26 protein-coding genes, 1 tRNA gene and 1 rRNA gene are annotated in these 25864 nt (G+C 37.9%); 13 read left to right on the forward strand and 15 right to left on the reverse strand.

The genetic code is table 11. The features are described 5' to 3' along the window. Nucleotides 1-64: 64 nt before the first annotated feature. From E4O04_RS02665 to E4O04_RS02720, 12 genes are all read right to left on the reverse strand, one after another. The gene (locus E4O04_RS02665; RefSeq protein ID WP_253709777.1) at nt 65-721 is read right to left on the reverse strand and encodes a hypothetical protein; all 657 of its coding nucleotides are present in this window, start codon (nt 719-721) and stop codon (nt 65-67) included. 188 nt (nt 722-909) lie between these two features. Continuing rightward, nucleotides 910-2184, reverse strand: a complete 1275-nt coding sequence (locus E4O04_RS02670; protein ID WP_253685684.1) for an ATP-binding protein — start codon at nt 2182-2184, stop codon at nt 910-912. Between the two features lie 156 nt (nt 2185-2340). Continuing rightward, complete coding sequence (locus E4O04_RS02675) at nt 2341-2691, reverse strand: hypothetical protein (protein WP_253709780.1); 351 nt, start codon at nt 2689-2691, stop codon at nt 2341-2343. Nucleotides 2692-2728: 37 nt separating this feature from the next. Beyond that, the gene (locus E4O04_RS02680) at nt 2729-3640 is read right to left on the reverse strand and encodes a DUF4261 domain-containing protein (RefSeq protein WP_253709783.1); all 912 of its coding nucleotides are present in this window, start codon (nt 3638-3640) and stop codon (nt 2729-2731) included. Nucleotides 3641-3957: 317 nt separating this feature from the next. After that, nucleotides 3958-4410, reverse strand: coding sequence for a DUF2004 domain-containing protein (locus E4O04_RS02685; protein ID WP_253685678.1), 453 nt, complete (start codon nt 4408-4410; stop codon nt 3958-3960). Between the two features lie 903 nt (nt 4411-5313). Beyond that, a complete protein-coding gene (locus tag E4O04_RS02690; RefSeq protein ID WP_253685676.1) occupies nt 5314-5844 on the reverse strand; it encodes a hypothetical protein in 531 nt (176 codons plus the stop codon). 16 nt (nt 5845-5860) lie between these two features. Further along, nucleotides 5861-6481, reverse strand: a complete 621-nt coding sequence (locus E4O04_RS02695) for a hypothetical protein (RefSeq protein ID WP_253685674.1) — start codon at nt 6479-6481, stop codon at nt 5861-5863. Continuing rightward, nucleotides 6481-7029 (reverse strand): hypothetical protein, encoded by a 549-nt coding sequence (locus E4O04_RS02700; protein ID WP_253709786.1) that lies wholly within the window; start codon nt 7027-7029, stop codon nt 6481-6483. The genes E4O04_RS02695 and E4O04_RS02700 overlap by 1 nt, the downstream gene beginning before the upstream one ends. A gap of 36 nt (nt 7030-7065) precedes the next feature. After that, nucleotides 7066-7635, reverse strand: coding sequence for a hypothetical protein (locus tag E4O04_RS02705; protein WP_253709787.1), 570 nt, complete (start codon nt 7633-7635; stop codon nt 7066-7068). A 205-nt stretch (nt 7636-7840) separates the two neighbouring features. After that, on the reverse strand, nt 7841-10414 hold the full coding sequence (locus E4O04_RS02710; protein ID WP_253709788.1) for an autotransporter outer membrane beta-barrel domain-containing protein: 2574 nt from the start codon (nt 10412-10414) through the stop codon (nt 7841-7843). Nucleotides 10415-10596: 182 nt separating this feature from the next. Further along, the gene (locus tag E4O04_RS02715) at nt 10597-10809 is read right to left on the reverse strand and encodes a hypothetical protein (protein WP_253709789.1); all 213 of its coding nucleotides are present in this window, start codon (nt 10807-10809) and stop codon (nt 10597-10599) included. A gap of 204 nt (nt 10810-11013) precedes the next feature. Then, nucleotides 11014-11802, reverse strand: coding sequence for an Rpn family recombination-promoting nuclease/putative transposase (locus E4O04_RS02720; protein ID WP_253709790.1), 789 nt, complete (start codon nt 11800-11802; stop codon nt 11014-11016). Between the two features lie 189 nt (nt 11803-11991). Between E4O04_RS02720 and E4O04_RS02725 the strand changes: the two genes are divergently transcribed. From E4O04_RS02725 to E4O04_RS02775, 11 genes are all read left to right on the forward strand, one after another. Next, complete coding sequence (locus E4O04_RS02725; RefSeq protein WP_253709791.1) at nt 11992-12624, forward strand: hypothetical protein; 633 nt, start codon at nt 11992-11994, stop codon at nt 12622-12624. 10 nt (nt 12625-12634) lie between these two features. Next, the gene (locus E4O04_RS02730) at nt 12635-13210 is read left to right on the forward strand and encodes a hypothetical protein (RefSeq protein ID WP_253709792.1); all 576 of its coding nucleotides are present in this window, start codon (nt 12635-12637) and stop codon (nt 13208-13210) included. A 64-nt stretch (nt 13211-13274) separates the two neighbouring features. Next, entirely contained in the window at nt 13275-13955 is a 681-nt protein-coding gene (locus tag E4O04_RS02735) for a DUF6966 domain-containing protein (protein ID WP_253709793.1), read from the forward strand. Between the two features lie 180 nt (nt 13956-14135). Next, nucleotides 14136-14591, forward strand: a complete 456-nt coding sequence (locus E4O04_RS02740) for a hypothetical protein (RefSeq protein ID WP_253709794.1) — start codon at nt 14136-14138, stop codon at nt 14589-14591. A 58-nt stretch (nt 14592-14649) separates the two neighbouring features. Then, nucleotides 14650-15633 (forward strand): hypothetical protein, encoded by a 984-nt coding sequence (locus E4O04_RS02745; RefSeq protein WP_371922274.1) that lies wholly within the window; start codon nt 14650-14652, stop codon nt 15631-15633. Nucleotides 15634-15656: 23 nt separating this feature from the next. Then, nucleotides 15657-16346, forward strand: coding sequence for a DUF6966 domain-containing protein (locus tag E4O04_RS02750; RefSeq protein WP_371922275.1), 690 nt, complete (start codon nt 15657-15659; stop codon nt 16344-16346). A gap of 48 nt (nt 16347-16394) precedes the next feature. Then, on the forward strand, nt 16395-16694 hold the full coding sequence (locus E4O04_RS02755) for a hypothetical protein (protein WP_253709797.1): 300 nt from the start codon (nt 16395-16397) through the stop codon (nt 16692-16694). 156 nt (nt 16695-16850) lie between these two features. Then, nucleotides 16851-17639 (forward strand): alpha/beta fold hydrolase, encoded by a 789-nt coding sequence (locus E4O04_RS02760; RefSeq protein WP_253709798.1) that lies wholly within the window; start codon nt 16851-16853, stop codon nt 17637-17639. Nucleotides 17640-17817: 178 nt separating this feature from the next. Beyond that, nucleotides 17818-18594 (forward strand): hypothetical protein, encoded by a 777-nt coding sequence (locus E4O04_RS02765; RefSeq protein ID WP_253685654.1) that lies wholly within the window; start codon nt 17818-17820, stop codon nt 18592-18594. A 41-nt stretch (nt 18595-18635) separates the two neighbouring features. Next, a complete protein-coding gene (locus tag E4O04_RS02770; RefSeq protein WP_253685652.1) occupies nt 18636-19142 on the forward strand; it encodes a YfbM family protein in 507 nt (168 codons plus the stop codon). A gap of 12 nt (nt 19143-19154) precedes the next feature. Beyond that, complete coding sequence (locus E4O04_RS02775; RefSeq protein WP_253709799.1) at nt 19155-20177, forward strand: hypothetical protein; 1023 nt, start codon at nt 19155-19157, stop codon at nt 20175-20177. A gap of 63 nt (nt 20178-20240) precedes the next feature. Here E4O04_RS02775 and gatB read toward each other — a convergent pair whose 3' ends face one another. The 3 genes from gatB to gatC are packed head-to-tail and all read right to left on the reverse strand — an operon-like array spanning nt 20241 to nt 23493. After that, entirely contained in the window at nt 20241-21722 is a 1482-nt protein-coding gene (gatB, locus tag E4O04_RS02780) for an Asp-tRNA(Asn)/Glu-tRNA(Gln) amidotransferase subunit GatB (protein WP_253709801.1), read from the reverse strand. Beyond that, the gene (gene gatA, locus E4O04_RS02785) at nt 21715-23172 is read right to left on the reverse strand and encodes an Asp-tRNA(Asn)/Glu-tRNA(Gln) amidotransferase subunit GatA (protein ID WP_253709802.1); all 1458 of its coding nucleotides are present in this window, start codon (nt 23170-23172) and stop codon (nt 21715-21717) included. Before gatA ends, gatB begins: the two co-directional genes overlap by 8 nt. A gap of 9 nt (nt 23173-23181) precedes the next feature. Beyond that, nucleotides 23182-23493 carry an Asp-tRNA(Asn)/Glu-tRNA(Gln) amidotransferase subunit GatC gene (gatC, locus tag E4O04_RS02790; RefSeq protein ID WP_253685644.1) on the reverse strand — a complete coding sequence of 104 codons (312 nt, stop codon included), beginning with the start codon at nt 23491-23493 and terminating at the stop codon, nt 23182-23184. A 588-nt stretch (nt 23494-24081) separates the two neighbouring features. Between gatC and E4O04_RS02795 the strand changes: the two genes are divergently transcribed. Both E4O04_RS02795 and E4O04_RS02800 read left to right on the forward strand, forming a co-directional pair. Continuing rightward, nucleotides 24082-25626: ribosomal RNA gene (locus E4O04_RS02795) — 16S ribosomal RNA — on the forward strand. A 109-nt stretch (nt 25627-25735) separates the two neighbouring features. Continuing rightward, nucleotides 25736-25809: transfer RNA gene (locus E4O04_RS02800), tRNA-Ile, on the forward strand. The last annotated feature ends 55 nt before the right edge of the window (nt 25810-25864 follow it).

Consider the following 25864-nt stretch of genomic DNA (forward strand, 5'->3'; position numbering starts at 1 on the left):
AAGTTGTTGTTTTGATTTTAATATTCTCCCGTTCAGCTACTAATCTATCTTTGTAAATTGTAATTTATGATTTTATACTGAATATTTTGTCGCAGAAAGCATTCCAACATATTTCATATTCTTCTTGAGATATCAACTTTAAATCCGACGGGCGGTAAACACCTCTTTTTTCTGCCTCTCTAACAAATCGCCAAATCCACTCATCCGTTTCGGTGATTACGGCACGAACTTTTTCCCATTTTTGTTTATATGCCAGATATAAGCGGGTATGTCCATCCAGTGAAACATAACGATCTTTTATCCGAATTACAGGAATGACAATATCTTCCGCTTTTTTAATAAAAGAGTTTACCGCCTGAAGTTTTTGACTGCTCACATAAAACTGTGAAGGTTGAACTAAATTCAACTCAAGGTCAAATTGTTCCTGTTGAGGAAGCTCCAAGATTGTTGTTCTATAAGAGTTTACAAACCGCGAAATGTGGGGAGCATGAAAACAAAATTCTTGAGCTAAGGATAAATATTTTCCGGAGTCTTTTCCTCGAATAACTGCACATTCCGAATCTATAATCTCAACTTCGTACGGTTCGCCGTCAATCTCATAAGCACCATGCTGAAACAATACGGTCTTTGAAAATCTTTTGTCATCGTATCTGTTTATGCGTTTTATATTCATCAATTTTTTCCTTTTAGGTTTTGGAACAAGCAGTTCTTTTGATGCCATATCATACCACAATAATGATGGTCTATTCAACTGAAACTATTAACGTTATAAATTAGATATTTGAAAAATCATTAAAATTTTTTATCTCTAATTCATAGTCAACAGATGATTGAATCTTTCCAATTTGATCAGTTCAAGAATTTTTATTGATTCTAATTTTTTTGTGGAATCTGACTCATATCCTGTTATTAATTTTTCAAGCATCCTATAGGCACTATAAAAATACCATCCTCCCGCTTATATGCAAACTCACCTATTCCAATAATGATCATCAAAAAGGATGGTGCAGGCATTTTTGATGTATCAATTTTATTTGATAATGATTTTAAATTTTTTGCTGCATCTTCAATCAATTTTTGTCCTCCCAGTTTAATTTCTGCTAAACCATATCTTCCATTTTTGAGATGAATTACCGTATCACATTCCAAACCTGATTTATCCCTATAATGTAAAACATTACCTCCAATACTTTCTGCATATACTCGAAGGTCTCTTACACACAGTGTTTCAAATAACAGCCCCATTGTGTTTAAATCATTAGTCAAATCTTTTGGTCCAATTCCAAGAGAAGCGGATGCTATTGATGGGTCTACATAGTATCTCGTATCAGAAGTTCTGATTGATGTTTTTGATCTTAGATTAGGATTCCATGCAGGCATATCTTCGACTACGAAAATGTTTTTTAGTGCATTAATATAGGATGCAATGGTATCTTCATTCAAAGATTCTGTATCATTTGAAATCATATCATTCTTCAGCATAGTGTTGGCAATTTGTGTTCCTTGATTTCTTGCAAAAGACCTCATCAGTCTTTTTACTCTTTCCGAATTCTTGCTCACACCATCTGCTCTATTAATATCTGATTTGATAACTGCTTCATAGTAATCTTCAGCTTGTAGTAATGCTGCTTTTTCCTTCATTCCAATGGCATGGGGCCACCCGCCTCTGCAAATTAAAAAAGCCAAGCGGTCTATATCTAAATCATTTATTCCTTTTATGCTATCAGTATTGTTAAAAAGTTTGTGTAGGCTTACTGCTCCTGTTGAATCTTCTGATTCATATAAAGACATAGGCCTCATCATTAACCATGTAAAGCGGCCTGTTCCCGAATGAGTTATTTCTCTTGATTCTATTGGTACTGCCGAACCTGTAAGTATAAATTGACCTTCTTCGCCTCTTGTATCAATCTCATATCTTGTTGCATCCCATAGTTTTGGTGCTATCTGCCATTCATCAATAAGTCTTGGGGTGTCACCTTTTAGCAATCTTCCGGGATCTATTTCAGACATTTGAATATTTGTTTCCCTTTTGCTGGGTTCATCCATTCTTAATACACTACCTGCAACTTGCATTGCGGTTGTTGTTTTTCCACACCACTTAGGGCCTTCAATAACAACAGCTCCTTTTGCTTCAAGTTTGTCTTTTAACATACCGTCTACTATGCGGGCTCTATATTTTTTCATTAAGCTTTACCTCTACATATATTATGTCATTTTTTCGGCGTTTTGGCAATAATTATTTCCTGCTTTTGGCTATATTTTTTTCTGCTATTTAGCTAAAAATTTTTCATCGTTTTAGCAGTTGCATTGCATCTCATTCGGGTAAACTTATATCATGCCTCAACAATAATCTGTTTTAAAAAATGTTCCTTCCTTCCCCCAAATAATATTTTCTATCTCTTTTTTCGTTATGTTTTCCAATTTTTTATAAACCGGAGCTCCTCTAATGCAAACTCCAAAAAAATAAAATATTCCGCAGGCCGGACATTGCAAATAAAAGCAGACTGTAAAATGAAGCTCCTCATCTATGATATTAAGCATATCTTTAAACTTACAGTCTCCTGCATAAATTGTCAGCTGTTCATTTTCAATCTTGCTTAACAGAAGTTCATAGACTGGCATAAAACTTTTATGCGGGGTTCCTTGAGCATTTTTAAAAGCTGTATCTATATCATCACACTCTTTGCACATTTTAATTCTCCTCTCTTCGTAATACTTAATTTCCTCACTACCGATTTCCGGAAGCGTATTCGCCTGTATTAATATCTATAACTTCTCTTATCGGCTGTATAAGAGAATCTTCATATTGAACCTCCCATTTTATATCGGGATTCACTTTGCCGCCTGTAAGACCTGCGATTGTATTCCCGTCTGCTATCGGATTATCATTATCGTAAATGTAGGATAAAACATTATATGCATGGTTTACAATATCATTCGGATTTAAGCCGTGAAAATGATATTGAATATCCGGTAAAAAGAGTGTACTCATGCCGAGCGAGTCAATCAGCATGTCATTTGTTCCTTGAATATTAAAAAAACGAATATTTACCGCATAATGAATAAAGCGTGTTTCTTTGGGTAAATTGCAGTTCAGAATCTCTTCCCTGGTCAGCATTTTTTTAGATGTTTCAAAAACGACTGCCTTGCAGGACGGATAAATGTTTACTAATGCTTCAACATAATGCACCAGCATTTCCGCTCTTTCTTTATAACCTAAACCGGCAGCCAACATATCCGTTGCCAATACTTGATATTTACATGTCTTCAGAATTTCTTCGCCGTTCGGACAATTCCATAATTGCTTTGCGGCAATATCATCCATAATCGGTTTTTCAATTTCAGAACAGTTCATAATGATAAGCTGAGGATGAGCATTCAGTTTTTCTTTTTCAAAGTACACGGAATATTTTTTTGGAGCAAAGCCTGCCATATTACTGTCATAGCAAAAGCAATCCGTTTCGCCTAAATGCTTGGCCATAATTTTATGCATAAGCTTTTTTTCAGGCGCTTTACATTTTTCTTCCATAAGTAAATGAATCACAAAAACCATACCGGGAAGGTCGGCAATTTGACTCATGTCTTGTTTAAGAGTTTTATCGTTTTCGTTTAATTTTTTTCTTTCATAACTTGATGTCATACCTTTACCTCCAAAAAAATCTAATTTTGTTGATTTCGCTAACTCATCATATCATTAAATTTTTATACAGAAAACAAAGGCGGTTTTTTTTGAAACACAAAATCTATATTACTCTCTTAAGTTTTTTAGGATATATTCCATAGCGTTTTGAAAATAATCACTTTGGGACATAAAATCATCTCCACAATTTCTATTTTATGTTCTTGATAAGAAATAATTGCATTATCATCACATAGGCTAAGCGGAATTGATGTTTCAGCAATATAAAGACATTTTTTACTCATAATTTGTGTTTTGGATAATTATTTTCCCTATCCTCAGCTTTCCCATGCAATGTCGATTATTTTCGCATCTTTGCCGAACTTCACGCATAGTATCTCGTCGCTTAAATCCGGATTAATCATAAAATCCATTGTGATGTGCGGAGTATTATTTATCCACAAACCCAGATTCGTTATGCTCATTTGATTTGCAAAATCAGTTGTATCGCTTGGTAAGTCATCTAAGTCCAACTCTTCGATATGAAAGTCAATATAGTGCCTGTCATTGTTTAAGTATTCGATAATAGCACGGCGGCCTTCCTTGATTTTCTCGTCTAAATCTACAAGAAATTGTGCATAGCTATCCAGCAAAACATCCGGCACTTCTCCGCTATTACTATACCACAGCCAAACTTGAATTCCATTAATTTCTTTCTCCCAAATTACCGATACATCGTCATCGGTTTCAAGGTTTAAAATACCGAAATACTTATGTTGAATTTCTTTCATGTTCTTTCCTCCATGTATTAGTTAGTAAAACATATCGACAAATAAATGTCAATAGTTAGTGTTTTCTTCTCGTAATTCCATCAGTTATTATTTTGTTCATAAATTCTCCTTAATTTATTGGTTGTTAGTAAAATTAACTTAATAAGATAGGATTTATATCACATAACCATTATTAAACGATGATACATAATTCCTATACCTACTAAAATAAGAAAAATTTCAATAGTAGGCACAATCCATTTTTCTCTTTTTAGATATTTTAGCTCCGACATTTCCTTTATTACAAAGCGATCAGGATTATTCTTTTGATAATATATGCTTATTGGTACTTCGCCTTTCTTATAATTTTTTCTTAGAAAACTAGTATAGTATTGCTCTTATCGTTCAAGAATACTTGCATTTCTTTCTCTTTCGCTGAAACCTTAATACCTTTCCAAACGCAAACAAATCCCCAAATGACAATACAAAGTGATGCGAAATATTCTTCCCAAAACTAAGTAAATTTTCTATAATCACTATCACTCCGAATGCGCATTCTTAAAGTATGTGCCTTCATCTCCCCAAAGCATATTAGTAAGTTCTTTTTCCGATATTTTCTCCATTTTTTTATAAATAGGAACACCCCTAATGCAATTACCAAAGAAATAGAACACTTTGCACTCTATACATTGCAAGTAAAAACAGACTGTATAATGCCGTTCCTCGCCTATTATCTTTAAGATTTCGCGAAACTTGCAGTCGCCTGCATAAACTTCTAAATACTCTTCTTCGAGTTTTTCAAGAGAAATTCATATAGAGGCATAAAACTCTTATGCGGATCTGCCTTTGCATTAATAAAAGCTTTATCTATATCATCACAATACTTACACATAATCTTCTTCACATAATTATTACCATAAATTGCTATTCTATCAGCCTCTTCATTTCTTCTTTATACTCCTCGTCCAAGAGAAATAAATCCAGAAAGTCAGAAAAACGTCCAAACTCTTCAATCTCTCTAAAATATACCTCATGATCCGTGGTATATACCTTTGGATTGCTAAAATCATTATCGCTTAAACATATAAAGTAATAATTGGGATAGGAGTTGGAGTCACCTATGATTAAAAACTCTAATTCACTGCAAGGAATGACAGAACTTACATAATCTTTATCAATAAAAGTGGAGTATTCATCGTAACTGGCAGTCCCCTTTGTGAAAGGAGTAAAAATCTCGGTTTTGTATTGTATTCTTGGGTATGGAATTTCCTCTTCCGGTATTATTCCCTCCTCCTTTATTCTATGGAGTAAATCATCTTCTAAGTAATCGCTAAAATCTTTCATAAGAAAACTTTTAGTGAAGCTAATGCTTCTCATATTGCTCAGCAAGTTCCCAGTTTCGAAGGCACATTTGCCACCCAATTTAGCGATTCTCTCACTTATTATTTTGTTCATAAATTCTCCTTATAACTTATTCTCTCGGTACATTAAATTTATAAATATCATCTTCATTGTTGCACTTAGCCATGTTCTCATTCACAGCTTCCTCGTTCTTTCTGAACACAAAAGCATAGCCGTAGTTTTTACTTTCCCTCTCAGTCTTCTCTATTTTTTCCAAGCCTATAAGATCAAACTCATACCTGCCTGTGGGTATATCAAAACATAAACGATAATTATAAGGCTCAATAATTTCCTCAGGGCCGGTTTTAATATATTCCGTGCGCTCAATAATATGCTTTTTAATATTTTCAAAATCATAGTTCAAATCATCGAAGCATGAAAAGCAAATTTTATTTAATTCTCCAACTTCCAAATAAAGTTTTTCAAATCTGCACACTTCTTTAAATCCTTCGGGGATGACAGTTTCTTCATTTATTGAAGCGAATATATGATATTCAAAAGCATTGATACGGTAAAAAGGAATCAGTTTAGCCTTTTCTACAAGTTCCTGAAAAAGATCGAAATTCTTCTGTAGGTAGCTTAAAAGCTTTTTCGCCTTGCATTTTTTTAAAGTTAAATATTCCGAAAGTAAATCGGTAGGAATAATCGCCATTCCATAACCGTCTGTTGTTAATTCTCCGATATAGTTCATTACATGTGTTCCTTTCTTTCTTTAATAAAATCAATCACATCCGACCAGCCGCCGTTTATTGCCTCATATCCCCAGCGTTTATCCGTCAATGATTCAAGGTCGTCAATACTTTTATGCAAAGCCTCGGACATTTCTTTTCTTCTATCTGAGGGAATAGAGTTTAAATATGCATCGCGTATTTTGAATCTGACATTTTGAAGAAAATTGACCGTATCGACATAGACAGCCGAATCTTCAAAGATCGTATTTTCAGGAAAACATTTTATAACGTTTTCAAAGGCGGTTTTCATATCGGATAATTTTAATGCCGCCAATGTGTCCGGTACATAACGGATAAGCTGCGGGTAATTGCAGATAAATTCCCACCAACCGTCGCCCTTCCAATTTCCTATGATGTTAACGGCAATATGAAAAAGAAATAAATCCTCATCGGTTTGATTTTTAATTTCTTCTACTCCTCCGATTTCCCATAGTTTATCCGATACTTCCGCAAAGAAGTCTTCCGTAAAATCTTTTTGATTTTTGATTAGTTCTTTCAGTGTAAGCATTTTATTCTCCTTGTTAACATAAGTTTACCTGATCTTCTATTTTTTCTTAGATTGATATTTTGAAACATCAAAACCCATCTTCTTTAAATTGCTGATTTGTTTTTGCCTGTGTTCCTCGGTTCCGCCTCCGATTAAAACGTCGCTGTAAATTTCACTTTCGGGCCAATCATCATAATAATTGTTTAGGAACTGCGGGATTTTTTCGTACATGGGTTGAATGATTGAAATAAAGCCCTGTTTAAGACATTCAATATACGTTTTTTTATCAAGGATTTCCGTATGCCCGTATCGGTCAAATGAATTGAGGCGGCTGAGAGCTCCCTCAATATCCCAAGGTGTGAACACAACCAAATGCTCAGGGCAGGCCCAGCGCTCAATATCCGTTTTATCGGGCGAGGGAAAAAGTTTTTCCCAAAAGCCTCTTTTTACCGCATAACTGCCGGTAGAAATATACAGCCGGTACGGAGTGTTTTCAAATACTTTTTCAGATAATTCGCCGGTGATGGGCTCAAATATTCCGTATACATCGCAATTTAATAGACGGGCATAATAGGATTTTTCACCTGCCTCTATTTCGTAAATTGCACCTATTTCATATCGTGCCATTTTATACCTTTTTTTAAAGTATTTGTTTCTTTTGCCATGTAAAAGCCCTTCACCAATTAAATATTGTTTATATTATATCATTTTTAATCGGGATTTTCTATCCGTATAGAGACGGTATAGAGGCGGCTTCTTACAAGCTGAACCACCCCGCCCTTGGTCAAGGTAATGGGTAATTACCCATTACCCTCTGTTTCAGTGTTGTCCGTTAAGGCGACGTTGTTGTTAGCTTCCCGTTTCTGTCAACATACCACATTTGACCGCTATTAGGCGTTACGGTAAACTTTCTGTAGTTTTGATTAGGTGCTGTACCCTTTGTTATATCGCCGTCAAGCACTTGCGTACTCGGGTCGTATTGGCCGTCCGCTACCGTAATACGGGCAGCCGTGCCGCCTGCGGGGGAGAGCTCTCCGTCAACGGTTATCTTGGTGTCGTCTTCCAAATACACGTCGTTTTTGCCCGGCTTGTTTACATCTTCTCCTGTTGAGGGGGTAACGCATGCGGAGCCTTTCATCTTAAGCGTTCCGTGGTTACTAACGTACACACCGCCGCCTGCTGTTACTGCCGTGTTGCCGATAAGCTGCACGCCCTGCGCTGTACCGCTGCCCTCTGGTGTGTAATTGTTAAGTGTCAAGGTGCAGTTTTCGCTGACATAGATGCCGCCGCCAAGGCTATAACCGCTATTGGTCGCCGTGTTTGCGTTTGTACCATCGCCGCCGATGATACCGCCTGAAATTGTTACTTTGGAGCTAGTGTCGTCTTTTCTTACTTCAATTGCACCGCCTCCGAAAAATGCCGTGTTGCCTCTCAGGGAGCAGTTTTTTATGTCGGCGATTCCGTTGTTGATAGTCATGCCGCCGCCTGATGTGTATCCCCTGTTGCCGATAAGGGTGCAGCTTGTCATAGTGAGACGTCCTTTATAGGTATATATGCCGCCGCCTAACTCTGCCTCGTTACTCATAAGGGTGCAGCTTTTTATGGTAATTTGAGACTCCGATCCATACACACCGCCGCCGTTTCTACCTGCCCCGTTATTCATAAGGGTGCAGTTTGTTATGTTGGCGGTTGCTTTTTCGCCGGCATACACGCCGCCGCCTAATGTTGCCGAGTTGCCGATAAGCTGCACGCCCTGCGCGGTACCGCTGCCGTCTGTGTACTCGTTAAGCGTCAAGGTGCAGTCTTCGCCGACATAGATTGCGCCGCCTATGCCGTAGAGTCCGGTCGTTGTGTTTCCGTGATCTCCGTCATCCTTCTTGCCGATAAAGCCGCCTAAAATTGTTACGGTGGACGGAGTTGTTCCATCTTTTTGTGCATAAATACCGCCACCGTCCTTTTCAGCCTTGTTTCCCGTAATGGTGCAGTTTGTCAGTTCGACGGAGGATCCGGTTGCAAAGATTGCGCCGCCTGAGCCGACGTCGTCATCCTTGTGTGCTGTGCATTTTTTAATGGTTGTGTTTGTAAGCTTTACGGTGCTGTTCTTGCTGCATCCTATAGCCCCGCCGTTGTCAGCGGTGCAGTCTTCGATAACACAGTCCGTAAGTTCCGCCGTGTTGCTGCCGGAGGTAACGAGGATGGCACCGCCGAATGTTCCGGCATTGCCTTTACTATTTGTAAGCGTCAGATTTTCGAGCGTGAGTTCTCCGCCGTCTTTGACGGTAAAGATGTTATGCTGTAGTGACGTATTGTTACTGTTTGCATTGAGTTTGGTATCTATACCAGTTCCTTTTAATATAATCTTTTTTGTTACATTGATAGTGCCGTTGTTGCCCTCATCGTTTGTTGCTTTAACTTCACCCATGACGGTTATAATGCCGCCCGCCTCTGAATTCTCGACGGCTGTTTTTAGATTTTTCCATGCTGTATCAGCACCGCTTATATCAGGGATATAACCTAAAGTATGCGCTTCTTTTGGCGTCGAAGAAAGGCCTTTTGTGTCGGTCAGCCGTACTGTGTATTTTTGGGGGAGTGTGCTTTCCGTAAGGCCTGTATCGGTTTTAAAACAAACCTTCCAGGTTTCTGAAGGAACAGGGTCAATAATTTGCGAAGCTGACGGCAAAAGTCCGTCATCCGGGACTACAGCAAATCCGGAACTTCCTATGGGAAGCGGTATTTTCTTTGTTTCTCCGCCCTCTTTAGTAATGACAAGGCCTAAATCTTTGTGCAGGTTTCCGCCTGCTATGGTTGTCCCCATATCCGTATCTTGCACTGTAAAGCACAAAACATAATGTGCCCCATCTTTTGCTATCGTTATATCACCGATTTCAGGCGGCGGCGTGTTCGCTTCAATATTCAGACTGAACTTTTTATTGAATTTTCTGCCGTCCGTCGAAATAAGGGTAATTTCGGGGCCTATGCCGCCGGTACCCCACTCATGGTTTTTTAAAAAGACTGAATTGTACGTGAGCTTCAATGCCGTTTTGTCAGGTGTCTGCTCCAAAGTATAGTCCGTGTTGTATGCCGGCGGCGTTGAAAGCCCGGGAAAGCTGATAATCTTCTGCACATCTGCTGCTGAGGACGTTGACGTAGGCGTAATTAAGGTAAATTTTTTCGGGTTATGCAGTTTAATTGTAATCGTTACAGGCCTGGCCGACGGTACGCACAGCACTCCATCCGCATTAGTTGGATGGGGCTTATCAATGTCAAAGCCTCTAGGGACAACTTCCGCAGACCAATAACTTAAAAATTCTTCAGGGTCATCCCGAAATTGTTTACAAGTTGTAAATAATATGGCAGTTGTCACCACTGCCGCGACCATTGTCAAAATCTTTAAAAGTTTTTTCATAAGTTAACTCCTTATTAGGGGGAGGGAGGAACTCCTCTCTCCCGCGCTGCCAAAGGGTACCCCCCTTTGAAAACCCCGTATAAGATTTTGTTTTTGATGAATTGTTCCAATCTGTAGAACATACTTTTTTATGTGAGAAAATTTGGTTGTGGGTGATTGTTTTATTTGGGCATAATAAGGCCTCAGCTGTGAAGCTGTGAAGCTGTGAAGCTGTGAAGCTGTGAAGCTGTGAAGCTGTGAAGCTGTGAAGCTGTGAAGCTGTGAAGCTGTGAAGCTGTGAAGCTGTGAAGCTGTGAATTCTGCCCGATACGCCGTTTTATGTCAAGTACTTTTGCAAAACTTTTTGCATTTTTTTTGTGAGGATGATTGTAACTGCTATCAGTGTGTTTATCCATACATTAATATACAGTATAGCATGTTTTTCCGTATATTTCAATCTTTTGAGGGGATTTTTTTTAATTTAACCGCAAAGATACAAAGAGCGCAAAGGAATTTTGATGAGGTTTTGATAACAGATTCTTTAAATTTACCCTTGGCGTTCCTTGCGGGTTTCGCGGTTTTTTTGAATCTACTCCGCCTATTTTTAAAAAGGCTGATTTTTATAGAGCTTTTATTTCTTCAACGGAAAGCCCTGTTCCTTCGGCTATTTTGGCAATGTCAAAGCCAAGTCTTTTAAAAGCCTTAGCCGTTTCAAGTTTTGTTTGGTATGCTCCATCGGAAAAGCCTTCACTGCGTCCCTCTTCCCGAGCGTCCATTTCAAATCCGGACATAAAGCGGTATTCCCTGCGTGCCTGTTCGTTATGTTTTACTGCCTCTATCATTGTTTCTATCCTCCCTGTGTATTCGGTGTTTGCCGTACCTGTTTCCAGGTATTCCAAAAAGCCTTTTAGTTCTATGTCTTCGGCTTTGCTGAATGCTTGTGCATTGATTATAACCTTTTTTGCCCCGTCTTGTAAGAATGTTTGGCGGTCTTCAAGGCAGACGTTTTCAAACGTGTAAAGGGGTTTGCCTTTTCCTATCGCGTCAAACAAACACACGAAAATAATGTAGCTGTCGTTTAATGCTTTGTAGTGAAGGCCTTTGTCTAAAAATGAAATATCAAGGGCGGCCTGATAATATCTCATTCGTTTCGGGATATTATGCTCGTTTGCAACCTGCATCTCAATATCATAGGTTTTGCCGTTTTCGTCTTTAACCAAAATGTCTAAGCATATGGATTTTGCTTCCAAGCCTGCGGCTATTGCATTTTGAGATGATAAATAGGCTATCTTCCCTATCTTGTCGGCTAAAACCATTTCGAGGAATTGTTTGCAAATGGCTTCATCTTGCATGACCTTGCAGAACATAAAATCGTCTGCTATGGTTAAATCGTCAAAACTTTTACGCACTTTTTAACCTCCACATACATTATACCACAATTACCTCAATTTTGTAAGAGCGGTTTTTTTTATTTAACCGCAAAGATACAAAGAGCGCAAAGGAATTTTGATGGATAGAAAAATACCGTAAAATCATGTATACTTTTGATAAAGTAAAACCGGATATTACTTATGTTCGGATTAGGAGAGAGGGAATAAATGACCACTAAAAAATTTGCTCAATATATGGAAAAACAATGCAAAGGAATAAATAATTTTTCACTGGAAGCCATTTTTGAAGAGTATATTGTACTTGTGTCAGGGAAACGAATTGGAGTGCTGTATCAGGAAAAATTTTATGTCCTTTATGCACCGACTTTTGAAAAAACGGAGAATATACTGCCTTGTTTTAAACCGGTAAATTTATTTAATTGGAAGTATTATCAATTTATTGAAGTTACAAATCTTGAAGATAAGGAGAACCTTGAAAAAATCATACATTATGTCTATCATGAATTATATTTTCTAAAAGAAATTGTCATTGATATAGGATTTTTATTTCAAAGTTATAGAGGCTATCCCGAAACCATTTATAAACTATATGAAGAAAATCTTACATTTCTTAATTTTGCCTATGAAAAAAAGCTGATAAAGGAAAATCCTGTAGACAGAGAAGGCCGAATTATAAAACTCTTATATACAAATCTCGATTTAACCGAAACCGGACAGAAAATTTTATATAACTTATATAATAAATGGCTGATCTATACGGATAAAAATGATGCCGATTCTTTAAAAAGAGCACGGAATATAAAACAATTAGAGAAGTATTATCAAAAACTGGTGGGATAAAAGTAGATAGATGAACACGATAATGGATAACCCAAAATTTAATATTCAAGAATGGGTAAATTTGAATTCTTATACCGACAGTGAAGGTTGGAAAGGATATTGCAAAAGAAATAAGCCTTTTACTATTTTCCGCACGAATAAAATAGTCGGATATTTTATGCATTTTTTTAGAAAATATACAAATAATATAATTATAGTTTCTAATATTTTTAAAGTAAAAGAATATAATCTAAATAACAACAATATAAACAATTACATAAAATACATAGAAAAATATCTGATTGATTTTGGATATATAAAAATAATGAGTGCTTCTATTTATGATAATGATAATTGTTTATCTTTAGGATTCAAAAAATTTCTAACTACGGATTATGATATTATATCTATGTTCTCTTTATTAATGATGATGGATGAAGGAATTGACGGACATTGTTTTTTTGTTTTTGATGAATTAGGATTTATTGCTTATCCCCATGATGATACAGGTTTTGGATTTATACGTATCAAAAATACTAAAGTTCACTATGAGGATTTGTTTCTTAAAAATGTATCTCAATTTTCAGATTTTACTAGTGTTTGGTAATAAAAAAGATTCGTAAACCAGTTGCGATATCTTTAAGTAAGGATTAAATATAAGGAGGATAACAATGAAACAATTTTCGGATTTTCTAAGAGAAAATGATAGATACTATATTTATGCATTGCAAGCTTTAAAACAATTGTTTACCGAAACGTCCTGTAGTTGGCAAAAATGGATTGAAACCGATATTGAAGAATACTTAAGCACAGGCAGCGTTGAGCATCATCTTGGGGCTTACGGAGGAATGGGCAGTATAAATGATATTTGGATTTGCAAGGTAAATAGTCATACTATAAACGACGAGGCTGAACCATGGGCAAATGAGTTGATGGAATATCTTAAATGCCTTTCTTACGGAATTGCAAATATAATAAAAGCAGGAAAAAAAATCAACATTGAAAAAATATTCGCAGAAAGCCGGTCACGGAAAATCTTAACCGGCATTCAGTGTGAGTCTTGCGGTTTTTCACAAATACACAAAAGAGAAACGAATTCGTATTTGGCTTCACTTCTTTTACCTAAAATGGTAAAAGAGGCTGTTTTACAAAACAAAACGGAAGAATTGATTTCCGCTTGCCTCATACCGGATATTCCGAACTTGGTTGAAGAAAGAGAGCGGATTATAAAACTTGCGGAACAAAGCGGAATCGGTTTTTCGGCATCTAAAAATTCTTGCTGCAAAAAATGCGGCGGCGATACAAGAATTAAATATTGGAAATTAGACGGTAATATTTTTAAACCGTCTTAAGGTAATATGAGTGAAATTGGGATTGCTGTTAAACAAATGGGCATCTCGTCTTTGGAAGAACTTTGGCTTATACAAAAGCGTGGTACTTACAAAGCGAAGATTTAAATGATGCATGGTGTTTGAGTATAGGAACACAGGATAGATATGTAATTCAAAAAACTAAGAATAAGGATAAACAGGATGGAGAACAAAATAATAATTAACGATAAAATATTTATTTTTAATGAGCATCACGGCTGTTATGAAGGCTGCTGTAAAATTTGGGGCAATGAAGTGCAAACAGTAATTGAAGTCAAAGATGAACCGCCTGATATCCTCTCTCCTATTTTATCAAGGTTGGAATGGCTTAACGCAAATAGAGAAAAAATATTGGATGCATTTTTAAAAGAGAATAGCTATTTTGTAGATACTATAAACGAAATGATAGACAATAAAGAATTTGAAGCTGATAGCCATATTACCCTTGCCGATTTTAGAGCAGCTCTGTTTATTTTATATCTTAATTTTGAACTTGATTCGGCCGGTGTAACTTGCTCTTTCGATCTTGATGCAAAACCTGATTATCTTTTGGGGCATTTAGCCTTTATGACAGTGGATGAAAAATATAATATCAAAAATGACAGTATAAACGGATAAATGATAAATGAATAGGCTGAACTGAAAAATAGAATATATGAAAGAGAGAAAACCGGATATGAACGAAATTTATGCAATTAGCGATTTATCGGAATTGGAAGCTTTTTTAAATTCTCAAACCTCTATTGAAAAACTGCGCGAAAAACTTTTTGCAGAGTTTTTAAAATATGCGGATTATAAAAGCGTATCCGAGTGGAACAAGGCGGTGCGTCTTTGTGAATGTCTTGCGGTAATCGGCTGGGGAAATCACGAACCTGTGGAAGCGTTCAGAGGAATATTTTTTAACGGTAATCCCCGCACCTTTTTTTGCAACAGATTCGGAGAACTGCGTTTTGTCGAGGCTGTATGGTCAAAAAGAAAGGCCGGCTTTACTATGGAGCAGAGCAGAACTTCCTATTATCCCGGTCCCGACTGCGAAGACAAGAAACAACCTGTGTATTGGGATTACCCCGTAACCGAAAAGATAGAAGACATAAAAATTGAAAGTCAACGCAATTGGATTCCCAAAAATCCTATTTGGATTGTGCGTACGATATCCAACTGTTATGAAAATTCAAAACCGGTTATCGAAAGTATTGAGGAAAAACTTCAGGACGAATTGAACAAAAAGATGCGCCCGGAAAAATACGGAAAAGCCGTGAATTGTATTTTCTTGAATTGTTCTTTCAGTTATTATGATAATGCTCATTGTAAAACAAATTATATTATCGATGAAACCGGCCGCAAATTATCAAATCAAGAAGCGGCGAAAGAATTACAAAAATTATACACAAAAAAAGAAATTTCCGAAAACGGATATTACTTGCGTCCTCGATTTCAATACGGCCCGTTTAAAACAGACACAGGCAAGATAAATGCAGACATACATTTTGAAAAAGAATTCGGTCAATTAACACATCAACAGCAAAAAGAAAAACTGGCAGAGTATTTTTTAGTTGCTCTTAAAACCATTGCAGAAAAACAAAAAAAGAAAATACCCGGTTATGATTTCAATTTAATGATTGCCGATTTTACCGAAATAATAAATAAGTGGAAAGTTTAAAAGGAGCGTCAGTAAAAAGAACAATGTCAAAGTTACAGGATAAAAAAGATTATAAGAAAGAAAATGACAGATATTATATTTGTGCATTGCAAGCCTTAAAACAATTATTTACCGAAACATCCTGCGCTTGGAAAAAATGGATTGAAACCGATATTGAAGAATACCTAAGCACAGGCAGTGTTCAACATCATCTTATGGCTTATGGAGGAATGGGCAGCATAAATGATATTTGGATTTGCAAGGTAAATAATCATACCATAAACGACGAGGCTGAACCATGGGCAAATGAGTTGATGGAATGTCTTAAATGGATTTCTTACGGAATTGCACATATGATAAAAGCAGGAAAACAAATAAATATCCAAAAAATATTTGCGGAAAGCCGTACACCTAAAATCTTAACAAGTATTCAATGTAAGTCTTGCGGCTTTTCGGAAATACGCAAAAAAGAAACGGATTCTTATTTGGCTTCACTTCTTTTACCCAAAATGGCAGAAGAAGCTTTTTTACAAAACAGAACGGAAGAATTGATTTCCGCTTGCCTCGTACCGGATATTCCGAACTTGCTTGAAGAAAGAGAGCGGATTATAAAGCTTGCAGAACAAAGCGGAGTCGGTTTTTCGGTATATAAAAATTTTTGCTGCAAAAAATGCGGCGGCGATACGATAATTAGATATTGGAAATTGGACGGTAATATTTTTAAACCGTATTAAGGTCAGAAAAGAATGGTTTGATAGATACGGGCATAGTGAGGTGTAAATATGATACCGATTCAAGGTTTAGGACTTCTTTATGTTATGATAATTTATATAGGCGGAATGTCTTTAATATCGAAATTGCCTTTTATCAGCCCGCAAAGCAGTAAGGTGCAAATAATTGTGATATTGATAAGCCATATAATTCTTTCAACTATAAATTATTTTCTTTCTCGGTTTTTAAACCGCAGCGAAGTAAAGCACAGTGTAGGCAACTTACGCTTGGAAAAGTTTATTTTCTTTTTAAGCCTTATATTTTTATTCATAATATCTATTATGATATACGGAGAATTTTTTAAGGGGTAAAAGACAGTTATAATGAATTAAACATAAAGTAGACAAATTTCAAAAATTATAAATTTTGAAGAGAAAGAACAATGGTAATACCAATTGAAGCCGTAATATGGTATAATATTGATTAATATATGCAAACAAAATTTGAATTTATAGGAGTATTGAAATATGATATTTCATGAATTTGGCAATAAAAATTTTCCTCATATATTATTGATACACGGTGGAGGTAATTCCTGGTGGAATTATTTTTGGCAAGCTCGTATATTATCAGACGAATTCCATGTAATTTTACCAACACTTGATGGTCATGGAGAAGAATATCAAAAAAATTATATTTCAACTGAAAATTCCGCACAGCAAATCATGGCTTATATAAAAAATAATTGTGATGGAAAATTGTTTGCCTTAGGCGGTGTTTCTCTGGGTGGTCAAATTGCAATTGAGTTATTATCATTAGATAGTGATATAGCTCAGAAAGCGATAATAGATGGGAGTATTTGTATTCCTCAGCCAAAATTAGCGCGAATTAGTACAATTATTGTAAAACTATTTGGGAAACTGATGTTTAGTAAATCGGCCTGTAAAATTCAATTAAGTTTAATGAAAAAAATGTATCCCAATATGGCCTATCCGGAAGAAATAGAAAACTATTATATGGAGGATATGCCAAGGATTACCATTAAAACATTAGTGACTATGTACCAAACATATATGGGCGGGTATAGACTTAAATGTGCTATTACAGAAAGCAAAGCACAGGTTTTATATATTTATGGTGAAAAAGAAATGAGCTGTGTTAAAGAATCTGCTAAACTGTTTCAAAAAATGCATCCTAATTGTACCATCTATGAAGCTAAAGGTTATAATCATGGATATCTATCAGCTTATCTACCTTTAGAGTGGGTGGAACTGGTTAATCCATTTTTGAAAACTAATGTTCAATTTAAAAACTAAATTAAACTACAAAGCTGTCTAACAAATCCCGATTTGCCGAAGCAGCACAATTTTTATATCAGGGCAGTAATTATAAGAATGAATATTTAGGCTTTACTCACTAACAAAATATGCGGAATGTGATATAATGAAATAAACATAAGGCAGGCAAATTTATAAATTTTGAGGTGAAAGAACAATGAGAATACCGATTGAAGTAGTAAGCGGCATTATTTTGATTAATGTATCTGTAAACGGAATTAACGGTTATATGGCATTTGATACAGGGGCTATGAAGACATGTCTTAATAAATTTCATTTTCCGGATTTTGTAGGAAAAGATATTGAAGTTGCCAAGTTCGATAATGAAATGAAGACTGCTTCTGCGGTAGAAAGTATATGTGATATTAGATGTCATGAATGGGTTGCACCCAAGACCTCAGTTTTGTTATTAGATATGGATTATGTTGAAAAACCGCTTAGAAATATTAAGCCGGATCTTTGTTTCCTTGGAACAATAGGAATTGATCTTATAAGAGAACACACTGTACTACTTGACTATGCTAATTTGCAGATTGGATTAGACGAAGATGCTCCGGAGGGATTGGAGTATTTTGAAATGAAAACGGGAGTATTGCCGGTGATTGATGTTAATGTCTTAGATAATGTATATCAGTTCGTATTGGATACGGGAGCAAACACTTGTCTTCTTGATAAATCTTTTGGAATAGATAGTTTAAAAGTAATAGATGAAGTAAACGGAATAGTTCAGATAAAGGTAACTGCACTTGGTAGTGAATATAGTGATGTTACCGCTGTTATGCATAATATTGACGATATTAAGCTCAAAGTACCGGTATCCGGTGTAATCGGATACCAAGTGTTAAAAAACCGCCTAAGCTTTTTTGATTTTAAAAACGAAAAGATTGGGATCAAATTTCATAAGAAACAAGAAGAATGTGATATAATGAAATAATCAGCTTAAACAAATTTAAAACTTACGGGAGGTATAAGAAAATGGGAATGATAGCAAACTATCAATATTTAAGTGATGAGAATTTAAAACAGCTCAAATCTTTTAATGCGGAAGAAGATGAAATCTTTGAGAATGTAGAAGAGTGGAATGAAGAAGCAAAACTGCTGCTGGATATAGATAAGATGTGGGATGCACTTCATTTTGTGCTTACTGGTATCGATAGCAGCAAACCGATAGAAAATGACCCTCTTAGTGAAGCTGTTGTAGGCGTATCTCCTATTGATGGCATAGAAGATTTTATAGCTTACACCGAAAAGTCAAGAATTAAAGACATCATTTCAGCTCTCGATAATTTTGATATAGAAAAAGCTATGAATAATTTCAGTATGAAAGAATGCAAAAAAGCGGATTTATATCCGAACATTTGGGATTATGAAGAAGAAGCTGATGAAATAAAAGAGGAATTAACCGACTGTTTTCAAAATATGAAAGAATTTTACAAGCAAGTGCTCGAAGCTGACGGCAATGTATTGGTTACCATTTATTAACCAGGTTTGAACATGGGAAGACTTTTGCATATCGGACTAATGGCATTTTTAGGTATCTCATTTATTTTTTGCACCTGTTTTTTATATCGCAATTTAAAAAACACCCTTGGTAATGGAAAAAGATTAATTGATGAGCCGGTAAACGAAAATACAAAAACCGGTAAATTGGGATTAGGCGAAATTCTTGTATATGGTTTAATGTTTATAATAGCAATTCTTTTTGTTGTACAAATTATCTACAAAGGATCCAGATTTCCTTCAGCAACAGCCGTTTTAACAAGAACGGTAATTCTTGTGCCGATTATGGCCTTTTTTAATGCAAGAAAACGCACCGGAAAATCGTTGGTTGTGCTTTTTGCCTCTTTATTGTTTTTAGTCTTTTGCACAATAGCATATATCGCTATCGGCTTACCGGTAAAAGCTCCGGTTTTTACCTTAAATAATACCGAAATCAAATTAGGGTATACTGCAATAAAAGAACTTATGAATGACGGTTTTGACATTTATACGGAAAAGGGACATGTAACGGCTTTAGACATAATGAAATTCCCCCATTCAAACGAATTTGAAAAATATTCAGGCTCACCGGATATATCCGTTGCAGAAGGTTATCATCGGCGGCCTATGAAACCGGTACCTTATTCAAAAGCCGTTTTAGTAAAAAATAATGCAATTATTGCCCGGCTTATATTTTACGGAAGCATGAAAAAGGAAACCCCGCTTAAAGATTGCAGCATCATTTATTTTTGGATGAAAAAGGATGACATTTCAAAAGCAAAAGATAATAAAATATCTATAAAATTAAACGGGGTCGATATGCTTTCTGTGCTTAAAACCGATACCATGAAAAAAACATTCGGGCGCAAGATATTAAGGCCCCATCAAATAGAAGCAGATAAACATTATCTAATTTCGTGGCACAGTAACAGCAATCACTTATTTTATAATTCCTACACTGCAAGTATCGATATGGATGATAATTATTTGATGACAGGTATTGAACTTGAATGCCAAATCGCAAGAGAGGCGGATTAATAAAAAAGCCCGCACTTCTTAACACTTTTTAAGAAGCGAGGGCTTATTGTATCGGTTTTAAGTTCACTGTGCTAGTCTTTTGTTTACAAGTTCGGCAGCTTGTTTAGGGTTAGCCTTGCCGCCGGATTTTTTCATAACCTGTCCCATAAGCCAGCCTGCAACATTGGTCTTTCCGTTTTTCCAGTCTTGGACGGCTTCGGTGTTTTCAGCAAAAACTTCTTCTACGATTTTTTCGATAAAGGAAGAGTCGCTCACCTGTTCCATGCCTTTTTCGGCGATTATGGCAGACGGTTTTTTACCGAGAGCTATCATCTCGGCAAAAACATCCTTTGCCTGCTTGCTTGTTATTTTTCCTTCTTCAATAACATTTACAAGTTCTGCTATAGCACAGGGTCCGAATTTTAAATCGGAGAGAGAAGAGTTTGTTTCGTTTAAAACAGCCAAAACTTCAGCCAAAATCCAGTTGGCGCATTTTTTGGGAGAAGAAGATTTTTTAGCCGCCTCTTCAAACCACTCCGCAAGCTCTCTTTCGGAGGTAAGAGTTTGAACATCGAATTCCGACAAGTGATATTCTTTTTTAAACCTAAGCCGTTTTGCTTCCGGTAATTCTCCGACCGAATCGCTCACCCTTTTGATAAACTCATCGCTTAACTCCAGAGCTCTTAAATCCGGTTCGGGCATAAAGCGGTAGTCTTCGGCTATTGTTTTTGTACGCTGAATTACAGTCTGCCCTGAAGGTTCGTCCCAGCCCATGGTGCGTTTAAAACCGGATTTAAAAGCAATTCGGTTCTCGCTCGTGTATTCTTCCAATTGGCGGGAAACCTCATAGGTGCAGGCATCCTTTACAGCCTTAAAGGAGTTCATATTTTTTATTTCCGAAATAGGAGTTCTAAACTCTACGCCGTTGTCGATGATTTTTAAGTTTATGTTTGCATCGCAGCGCAGGGCTCCTTCTTCCATGTTTCCGTCAGTAACGCCGACGAATTTTAAAATCTCCCTGATTGTCTGCATGTAGCGGGCAGCCTCATCGGGAGTTGACATATCGGGCTTTGAAACAATTTCGATTAGAGGAACTCCTGATCGGTTAAAATCGATGTAGCTGTGTGAACCTTCTATATGAAGACTCTTACCGACATCTTCCTCCAAATGAATGCGCTCAATTCTCACTTTCTTAAATTTAGGCTCCTCATTTTGAGCGGCGAGGTTAATTTCGACTTCGCCTTCTTCACATAGAGGTGTGTAAAATTGAGTTATCTGATAGCCCTTTACAAGGTCGGGATAAAAATAATGTTTTCTGTCGAATTTGGAAAAATTATTTATCCTGCAGCCGAGGGCGCATCCTGCCTTAATTCCGAACTCTACATATTCCTTGCTTACTCTGGGGAGGGCTCCCGGAAGTCCGAGACAGGAGGGGCAAACCCGCGTATTCGGAATGCCGCCGTAACGGTTTTCGCAAGAACAAAAAGCCTTTGTTTTGGTTAAAAGTTGGCAGTGTATTTCGCAGCCGATAATTATTTCGTATTCTAAATTGCCGTGTTTAAGCATGATCTTCCTCCCAGGCCTTTGCAAGTTTTAAGATGTTCTCTTCCGAAAATTTCTTTCCGCAAAACTGAATGCCTACCGGAAGTCCTGCCTTTGTTTTTCCTGCCGGAACCGAAAGGGACGGAATGCGGGCAAGGTTTACAAAGGTTGTAAAAAGGTCCGAAAGGTACATAGCGATAGGATCATCTACTTTTTCGTTAAGTTTAAAGGCCGGAGCCGGAGCTGTCGGACAGATTATAAAGTCGTATTTTTGTAAAACTTCATTTACGCCTTGAGCTATTTTTGCCCTTACGTTTAAGCTTTTTTCATAACAGTCGCCTGAAAATTCTTTTGAAAGAACATAGTTGCCGGTTATAATGCGTCTTTTAACCTCAGGGCCGAAACCTTCGCTTCTTGTTTGAATATAAAGCTCGTCATTTCCCTTACCGGCATCTTTGCGGAGGCCGAACCTTATGCCGTCTATGCGTGAAAGATTGCTCGCTCCCTCCGAGATTGCAAGCGTATAATAAGTAGGAATTGAGGCTTCCAAAACAGGAATGGAAACTTCTTCAAGTTTTGCCCCATTCTTGGTAAGCCATGCACACACTTCATCAAAGACTTGCTTGACTTCCCTCTCCAGGCCTTTCGTATTTAAAAATTCCTTGGGGATTGCAAATTTTAATGAGGCGATTTCTTTTTTTGAATAGGCAGAAAGATTTAATAATGAAGAAAAATCGGCTTCTTCCGAAGTTTCGTCATTTTCGTCCTTGCCTGCCATGACGGCTATGCCGAGGGCTATGTCGGCGGCTTCTTTTCCGAAAAGGCCTACTTGGTCTAAGGAAGAGCTGAAGGCTACTACCCCGTACCTGCTGAAAAGTCCGTATGTCGGTTTAAGGCCGTAAATTCCGCAGTATGAAGCCGGAAGACGAACCGAGCCTCCCGTTTCCGTTCCGAGAGAAAAAGGTGCCTGATTTCCTGCAACTACGGCAGCCGAGCCTCCCGAACTTCCGCCCGGAGTTCTTTCCCTGTCAACGGGATTTCTTGATGGGCCGTAACATGAAAATTCGGTTGAAGAACCCATGGCGAGTTCATCCATATTTATTCTCCCCATCAAAACGGCTCCGGCCTCCACCAATCGGTTTATTACGGTCGCATTATATGGAGCATAGTAGCCTTGCAATGAGCGGCTGCAGCAGGTGCAGAGCTTTCCCGCCATTGAGATATTGTCCTTTACCGCAATGGGCAGGCCTAAAAGAGGCTTTTCATCAAAGGAAACGCCTTGAGCAATAAGCTCATCCGCCTTTTTTGCATGTTCTTCTGCATCTTCAAAAAATTCGATAAACCCGTTTAAAGGAAGGGGGCTTTTTAGATCATCTTCGTATTCTGCTTTAAAAGCTCTAAGAATTTCGAGGGACGACAGTTCTTTATTCTTTAATTTTTCCCTTAATTGTGTAAAAGTTAAATTCGTTATCATAAACAACTCCTAAGCTCCCGACCCCAAAACCTTTGGAACCCTAAAATAATTGTCCATATATTCCGAGGTCATCTTTTTTAAGTCCTTTTGAGCAAGACCTTCTTTTACTTCATCGGAGCGTAAGGTTGATTCATCGTGTTTTGCATACATTGACGAATCCAAGTTACTGTCGGCAAATTTATCCAAAATTTCAAAATAACCTACCAAGTTATTTACCTGTCCGGCTAAGCGGTTTTCTTCTTCTTTTCCCAAAGAAAGACGGGAAAGATACAAAAGAGTCGAAAACACCTCTTTTGATATTTTATTGCTTTTCTTTTCCATAAGTAGGCGGTATGATATCACAAATGCAAAAGGATGTTAAGTAGGGCCAAAGGGGCGGCTGTATCGATAAACAGTAGAAAAATAAGCTTTGCGATAATAAATTTACCCGCAGAAAATCTATAAAAACCTTATAAAAAGTACTTGACAAAAGTTACGGAATGGGCTATATTCGCTCTCACCGTCGGTTACGGCGGTGAGCTTAGAAAACTGTAGAAAATACTAGAAAAGTTTTGAAGGTCTTACTCTTTGAATGAAGGTAAGGCTCTTTATTTTTGCAAGGTAAGAAACTTGCAGAAAGGTTAAAAAAAGTTAAAAAAACTTTTAAAAAGCTCTTGACAAAAAGTGAGAAAATAATGTATACTCCTTTTTGCTCGCTAAACAACTTTCACAAGTTGCCGGCGAATGATATTTGAAACTAAGAGGGAAGGGAAAGAACAAAAATAGCCAAAGCGTAAAGCTTTTGGTAAGGAAAGTATCAAAAATAACCGGTAAAGGCTAGCTGATTAGCTTTTACCAAATTCCTTAACATGTTAAGGACAAACTTACGTTAAGAAATCAACCGCTCTTTAAGGGCGGATTGAAATAATAATGATGGAGAGTTTGATCCTGGCTCAGAACGAACGCTGGCGGCGCGTCTTAAGCATGCAAGTCGAACGGTAAGGGAGAGCTTGCTCTCCCCTAGAGTGGCGGACTGGTGAGTAACGCGTGGGTGACCTGCCCTGAAGATGGGGATAGCTAGTAGAAATATTAGATAATACCGAATGTGCTCATTTACATAAAGGTAAATGAGGAAAGGAGCTACGGCTCCGCTTCAGGATGGGCCCGCGTCCCATTAGCTAGTTGGTGAGGTAAAGGCCCACCAAGGCAACGATGGGTATCCGGCCTGAGAGGGTGAACGGACACATTGGGACTGAGATACGGCCCAAACTCCTACGGGAGGCAGCAGCTAAGAATCTTCCGCAATGGACGAAAGTCTGACGGAGCGACGCCGTGTGAATGAAGAAGGCCGAAAGGTTGTAAAATTCTTTTGCAGATGAAGAATAAACACAGGAGGGAATGCCTGTGAGATGACGGTAGTCATGCGAATAAGCCCCGGCTAATTACGTGCCAGCAGCCGCGGTAACACGTAAGGGGCGAGCGTTGTTCGGAATTATTGGGCGTAAAGGGTATGTAGGCGGTTAGGTAAGCCCGGTGTGAAATCTACGAGCTCAACTCGTAAACTGCATTGGGTACTGCTTGACTTGAATCACGGAGGGGAAACCGGAATTCCAAGTGTAGGGGTGGAATCTGTAGATATTTGGAAGAACACCGGTGGCGAAGGCGGGTTTCTGGCCGATGATTGACGCTGATATACGAAGGTGCGGGGAGCAAACAGGATTAGATACCCTGGTAGTCCGCACAGTAAACGATGTACACTAGGTGTCGGGGCAAGAGCTTCGGTGCCGGCGCAAACGCATTAAGTGTACCGCCTGGGAAGTATGCCCGCAAGGGTGAAACTCAAAGGAATTGACGGGGGCCCACACAAGCGGTGGAGCATGTGGTTTAATTCGATGATACGCGAGAAACCTTACCTGGGTTTGACATCAAGAGCAATGACATAGAGATATGGCAGCGTAGCAATACGGCTCTTGACAGGTGCTGCATGGCTGTCGTCAGCTCGTGCCGTGAGGTGTTGGGTTAAGTCCCGCAACGAGCGCAACCCCTACTGCCAGTTACTAACAGGTAAAGCTGAGGACTCTGGCGGAACTGCCGATGACAAATCGGAGGAAGGTGGGGATGACGTCAAGTCATCATGGCCCTTACGTCCAGGGCTACACACGTGCTACAATGGTTGCTACAAATCGAAGCGACACCGCGAGGTCAAGCAAAACGCAAAAAAGCAATCGTAGTCCGGATTGAAGTCTGAAACTCGACTTCATGAAGTTGGAATCGCTAGTAATCGCACATCAGCACGGTGCGGTGAATACGTTCCTGGGCCTTGTACACACCGCCCGTCACACCATCCGAGTCGAGGGTACCCGAAGTCGCTAGTCTAACCCGTAAGGGAGGACGGTGCCGAAGGTACGTTTGGTAAGGAGGGTGAAGTCGTAACAAGGTAGCCGTACCGGAAGGTGCGGCTGGATCACCTCCTTTCTATGAGAAAGGGTATTTGAAGGTTGTTTTTAACCTTCTATTCAAGTCTTGAAGTACACAAGACAATTTGATACTTCCTTTTCGTTCTTTCCCCAAACTCTTTTTTATAGGGCCTGTAGCTCAGTCGGTTAGAGCACTTCTCTGATAAGGAAGGGGTCATTAGTTCAACTCTAATCAGGCCCATACCGATTGAAAAAATCGGCTCAATAGCTTAGTTTTTATGAACTTAGGCGAACAG

This window comes from Treponema sp. OMZ 799, from assembly GCF_024181365.1.
Lineage (GTDB): Bacteria > Spirochaetota > Spirochaetia > Treponematales > Treponemataceae > Treponema_B.

Coding starts and splice junctions, on each gene's coding strand:
- E4O04_RS02745 (WP_371922274.1), top strand. CDS start 14,650: ATGAACGAAATTTATGCAATTAGCGATTTATCGGAATTGGAAGCTTTT.
- E4O04_RS02690 (WP_253685676.1), bottom strand. CDS start 5,844: ATGAACAAAATAATAAGTGAGAGAATCGCTAAATTGGGTGGCAAATGT.
- E4O04_RS02760 (WP_253709798.1), top strand. CDS start 16,851: ATGATATTTCATGAATTTGGCAATAAAAATTTTCCTCATATATTATTG.
- E4O04_RS02710 (WP_253709788.1), bottom strand. CDS start 10,414: ATGAAAAAACTTTTAAAGATTTTGACAATGGTCGCGGCAGTGGTGACA.
- E4O04_RS02740 (WP_253709794.1), top strand. CDS start 14,136: ATGGAGAACAAAATAATAATTAACGATAAAATATTTATTTTTAATGAG.
- E4O04_RS02750 (WP_371922275.1), top strand. CDS start 15,657: ATGTCAAAGTTACAGGATAAAAAAGATTATAAGAAAGAAAATGACAGA.
- E4O04_RS02735 (WP_253709793.1), top strand. CDS start 13,275: ATGAAACAATTTTCGGATTTTCTAAGAGAAAATGATAGATACTATATT.
- E4O04_RS02770 (WP_253685652.1), top strand. CDS start 18,636: ATGGGAATGATAGCAAACTATCAATATTTAAGTGATGAGAATTTAAAA.
- E4O04_RS02730 (WP_253709792.1), top strand. CDS start 12,635: ATGAACACGATAATGGATAACCCAAAATTTAATATTCAAGAATGGGTA.
- E4O04_RS02765 (WP_253685654.1), top strand. CDS start 17,818: ATGAGAATACCGATTGAAGTAGTAAGCGGCATTATTTTGATTAATGTA.
- gatB (WP_253709801.1), bottom strand. CDS start 21,722: ATGCTTAAACACGGCAATTTAGAATACGAAATAATTATCGGCTGCGAA.
- E4O04_RS02675 (WP_253709780.1), bottom strand. CDS start 2,691: ATGTGCAAAGAGTGTGATGATATAGATACAGCTTTTAAAAATGCTCAA.
- gatC (WP_253685644.1), bottom strand. CDS start 23,493: ATGGAAAAGAAAAGCAATAAAATATCAAAAGAGGTGTTTTCGACTCTT.
- E4O04_RS02685 (WP_253685678.1), bottom strand. CDS start 4,410: ATGAAAGAAATTCAACATAAGTATTTCGGTATTTTAAACCTTGAAACC.
- E4O04_RS02670 (WP_253685684.1), bottom strand. CDS start 2,184: ATGAAAAAATATAGAGCCCGCATAGTAGACGGTATGTTAAAAGACAAA.
- E4O04_RS02705 (WP_253709787.1), bottom strand. CDS start 7,635: ATGGCACGATATGAAATAGGTGCAATTTACGAAATAGAGGCAGGTGAA.
- E4O04_RS02680 (WP_253709783.1), bottom strand. CDS start 3,640: ATGACATCAAGTTATGAAAGAAAAAAATTAAACGAAAACGATAAAACT.
- E4O04_RS02775 (WP_253709799.1), top strand. CDS start 19,155: ATGGGAAGACTTTTGCATATCGGACTAATGGCATTTTTAGGTATCTCA.
- gatA (WP_253709802.1), bottom strand. CDS start 23,172: ATGATAACGAATTTAACTTTTACACAATTAAGGGAAAAATTAAAGAAT.
- E4O04_RS02715 (WP_253709789.1), bottom strand. CDS start 10,809: ATGGATAAACACACTGATAGCAGTTACAATCATCCTCACAAAAAAAAT.
- E4O04_RS02695 (WP_253685674.1), bottom strand. CDS start 6,481: ATGAACTATATCGGAGAATTAACAACAGACGGTTATGGAATGGCGATT.
- E4O04_RS02665 (WP_253709777.1), bottom strand. CDS start 721: ATGGCATCAAAAGAACTGCTTGTTCCAAAACCTAAAAGGAAAAAATTG.
- E4O04_RS02755 (WP_253709797.1), top strand. CDS start 16,395: ATGATACCGATTCAAGGTTTAGGACTTCTTTATGTTATGATAATTTAT.
- E4O04_RS02700 (WP_253709786.1), bottom strand. CDS start 7,029: ATGCTTACACTGAAAGAACTAATCAAAAATCAAAAAGATTTTACGGAA.
- E4O04_RS02725 (WP_253709791.1), top strand. CDS start 11,992: ATGACCACTAAAAAATTTGCTCAATATATGGAAAAACAATGCAAAGGA.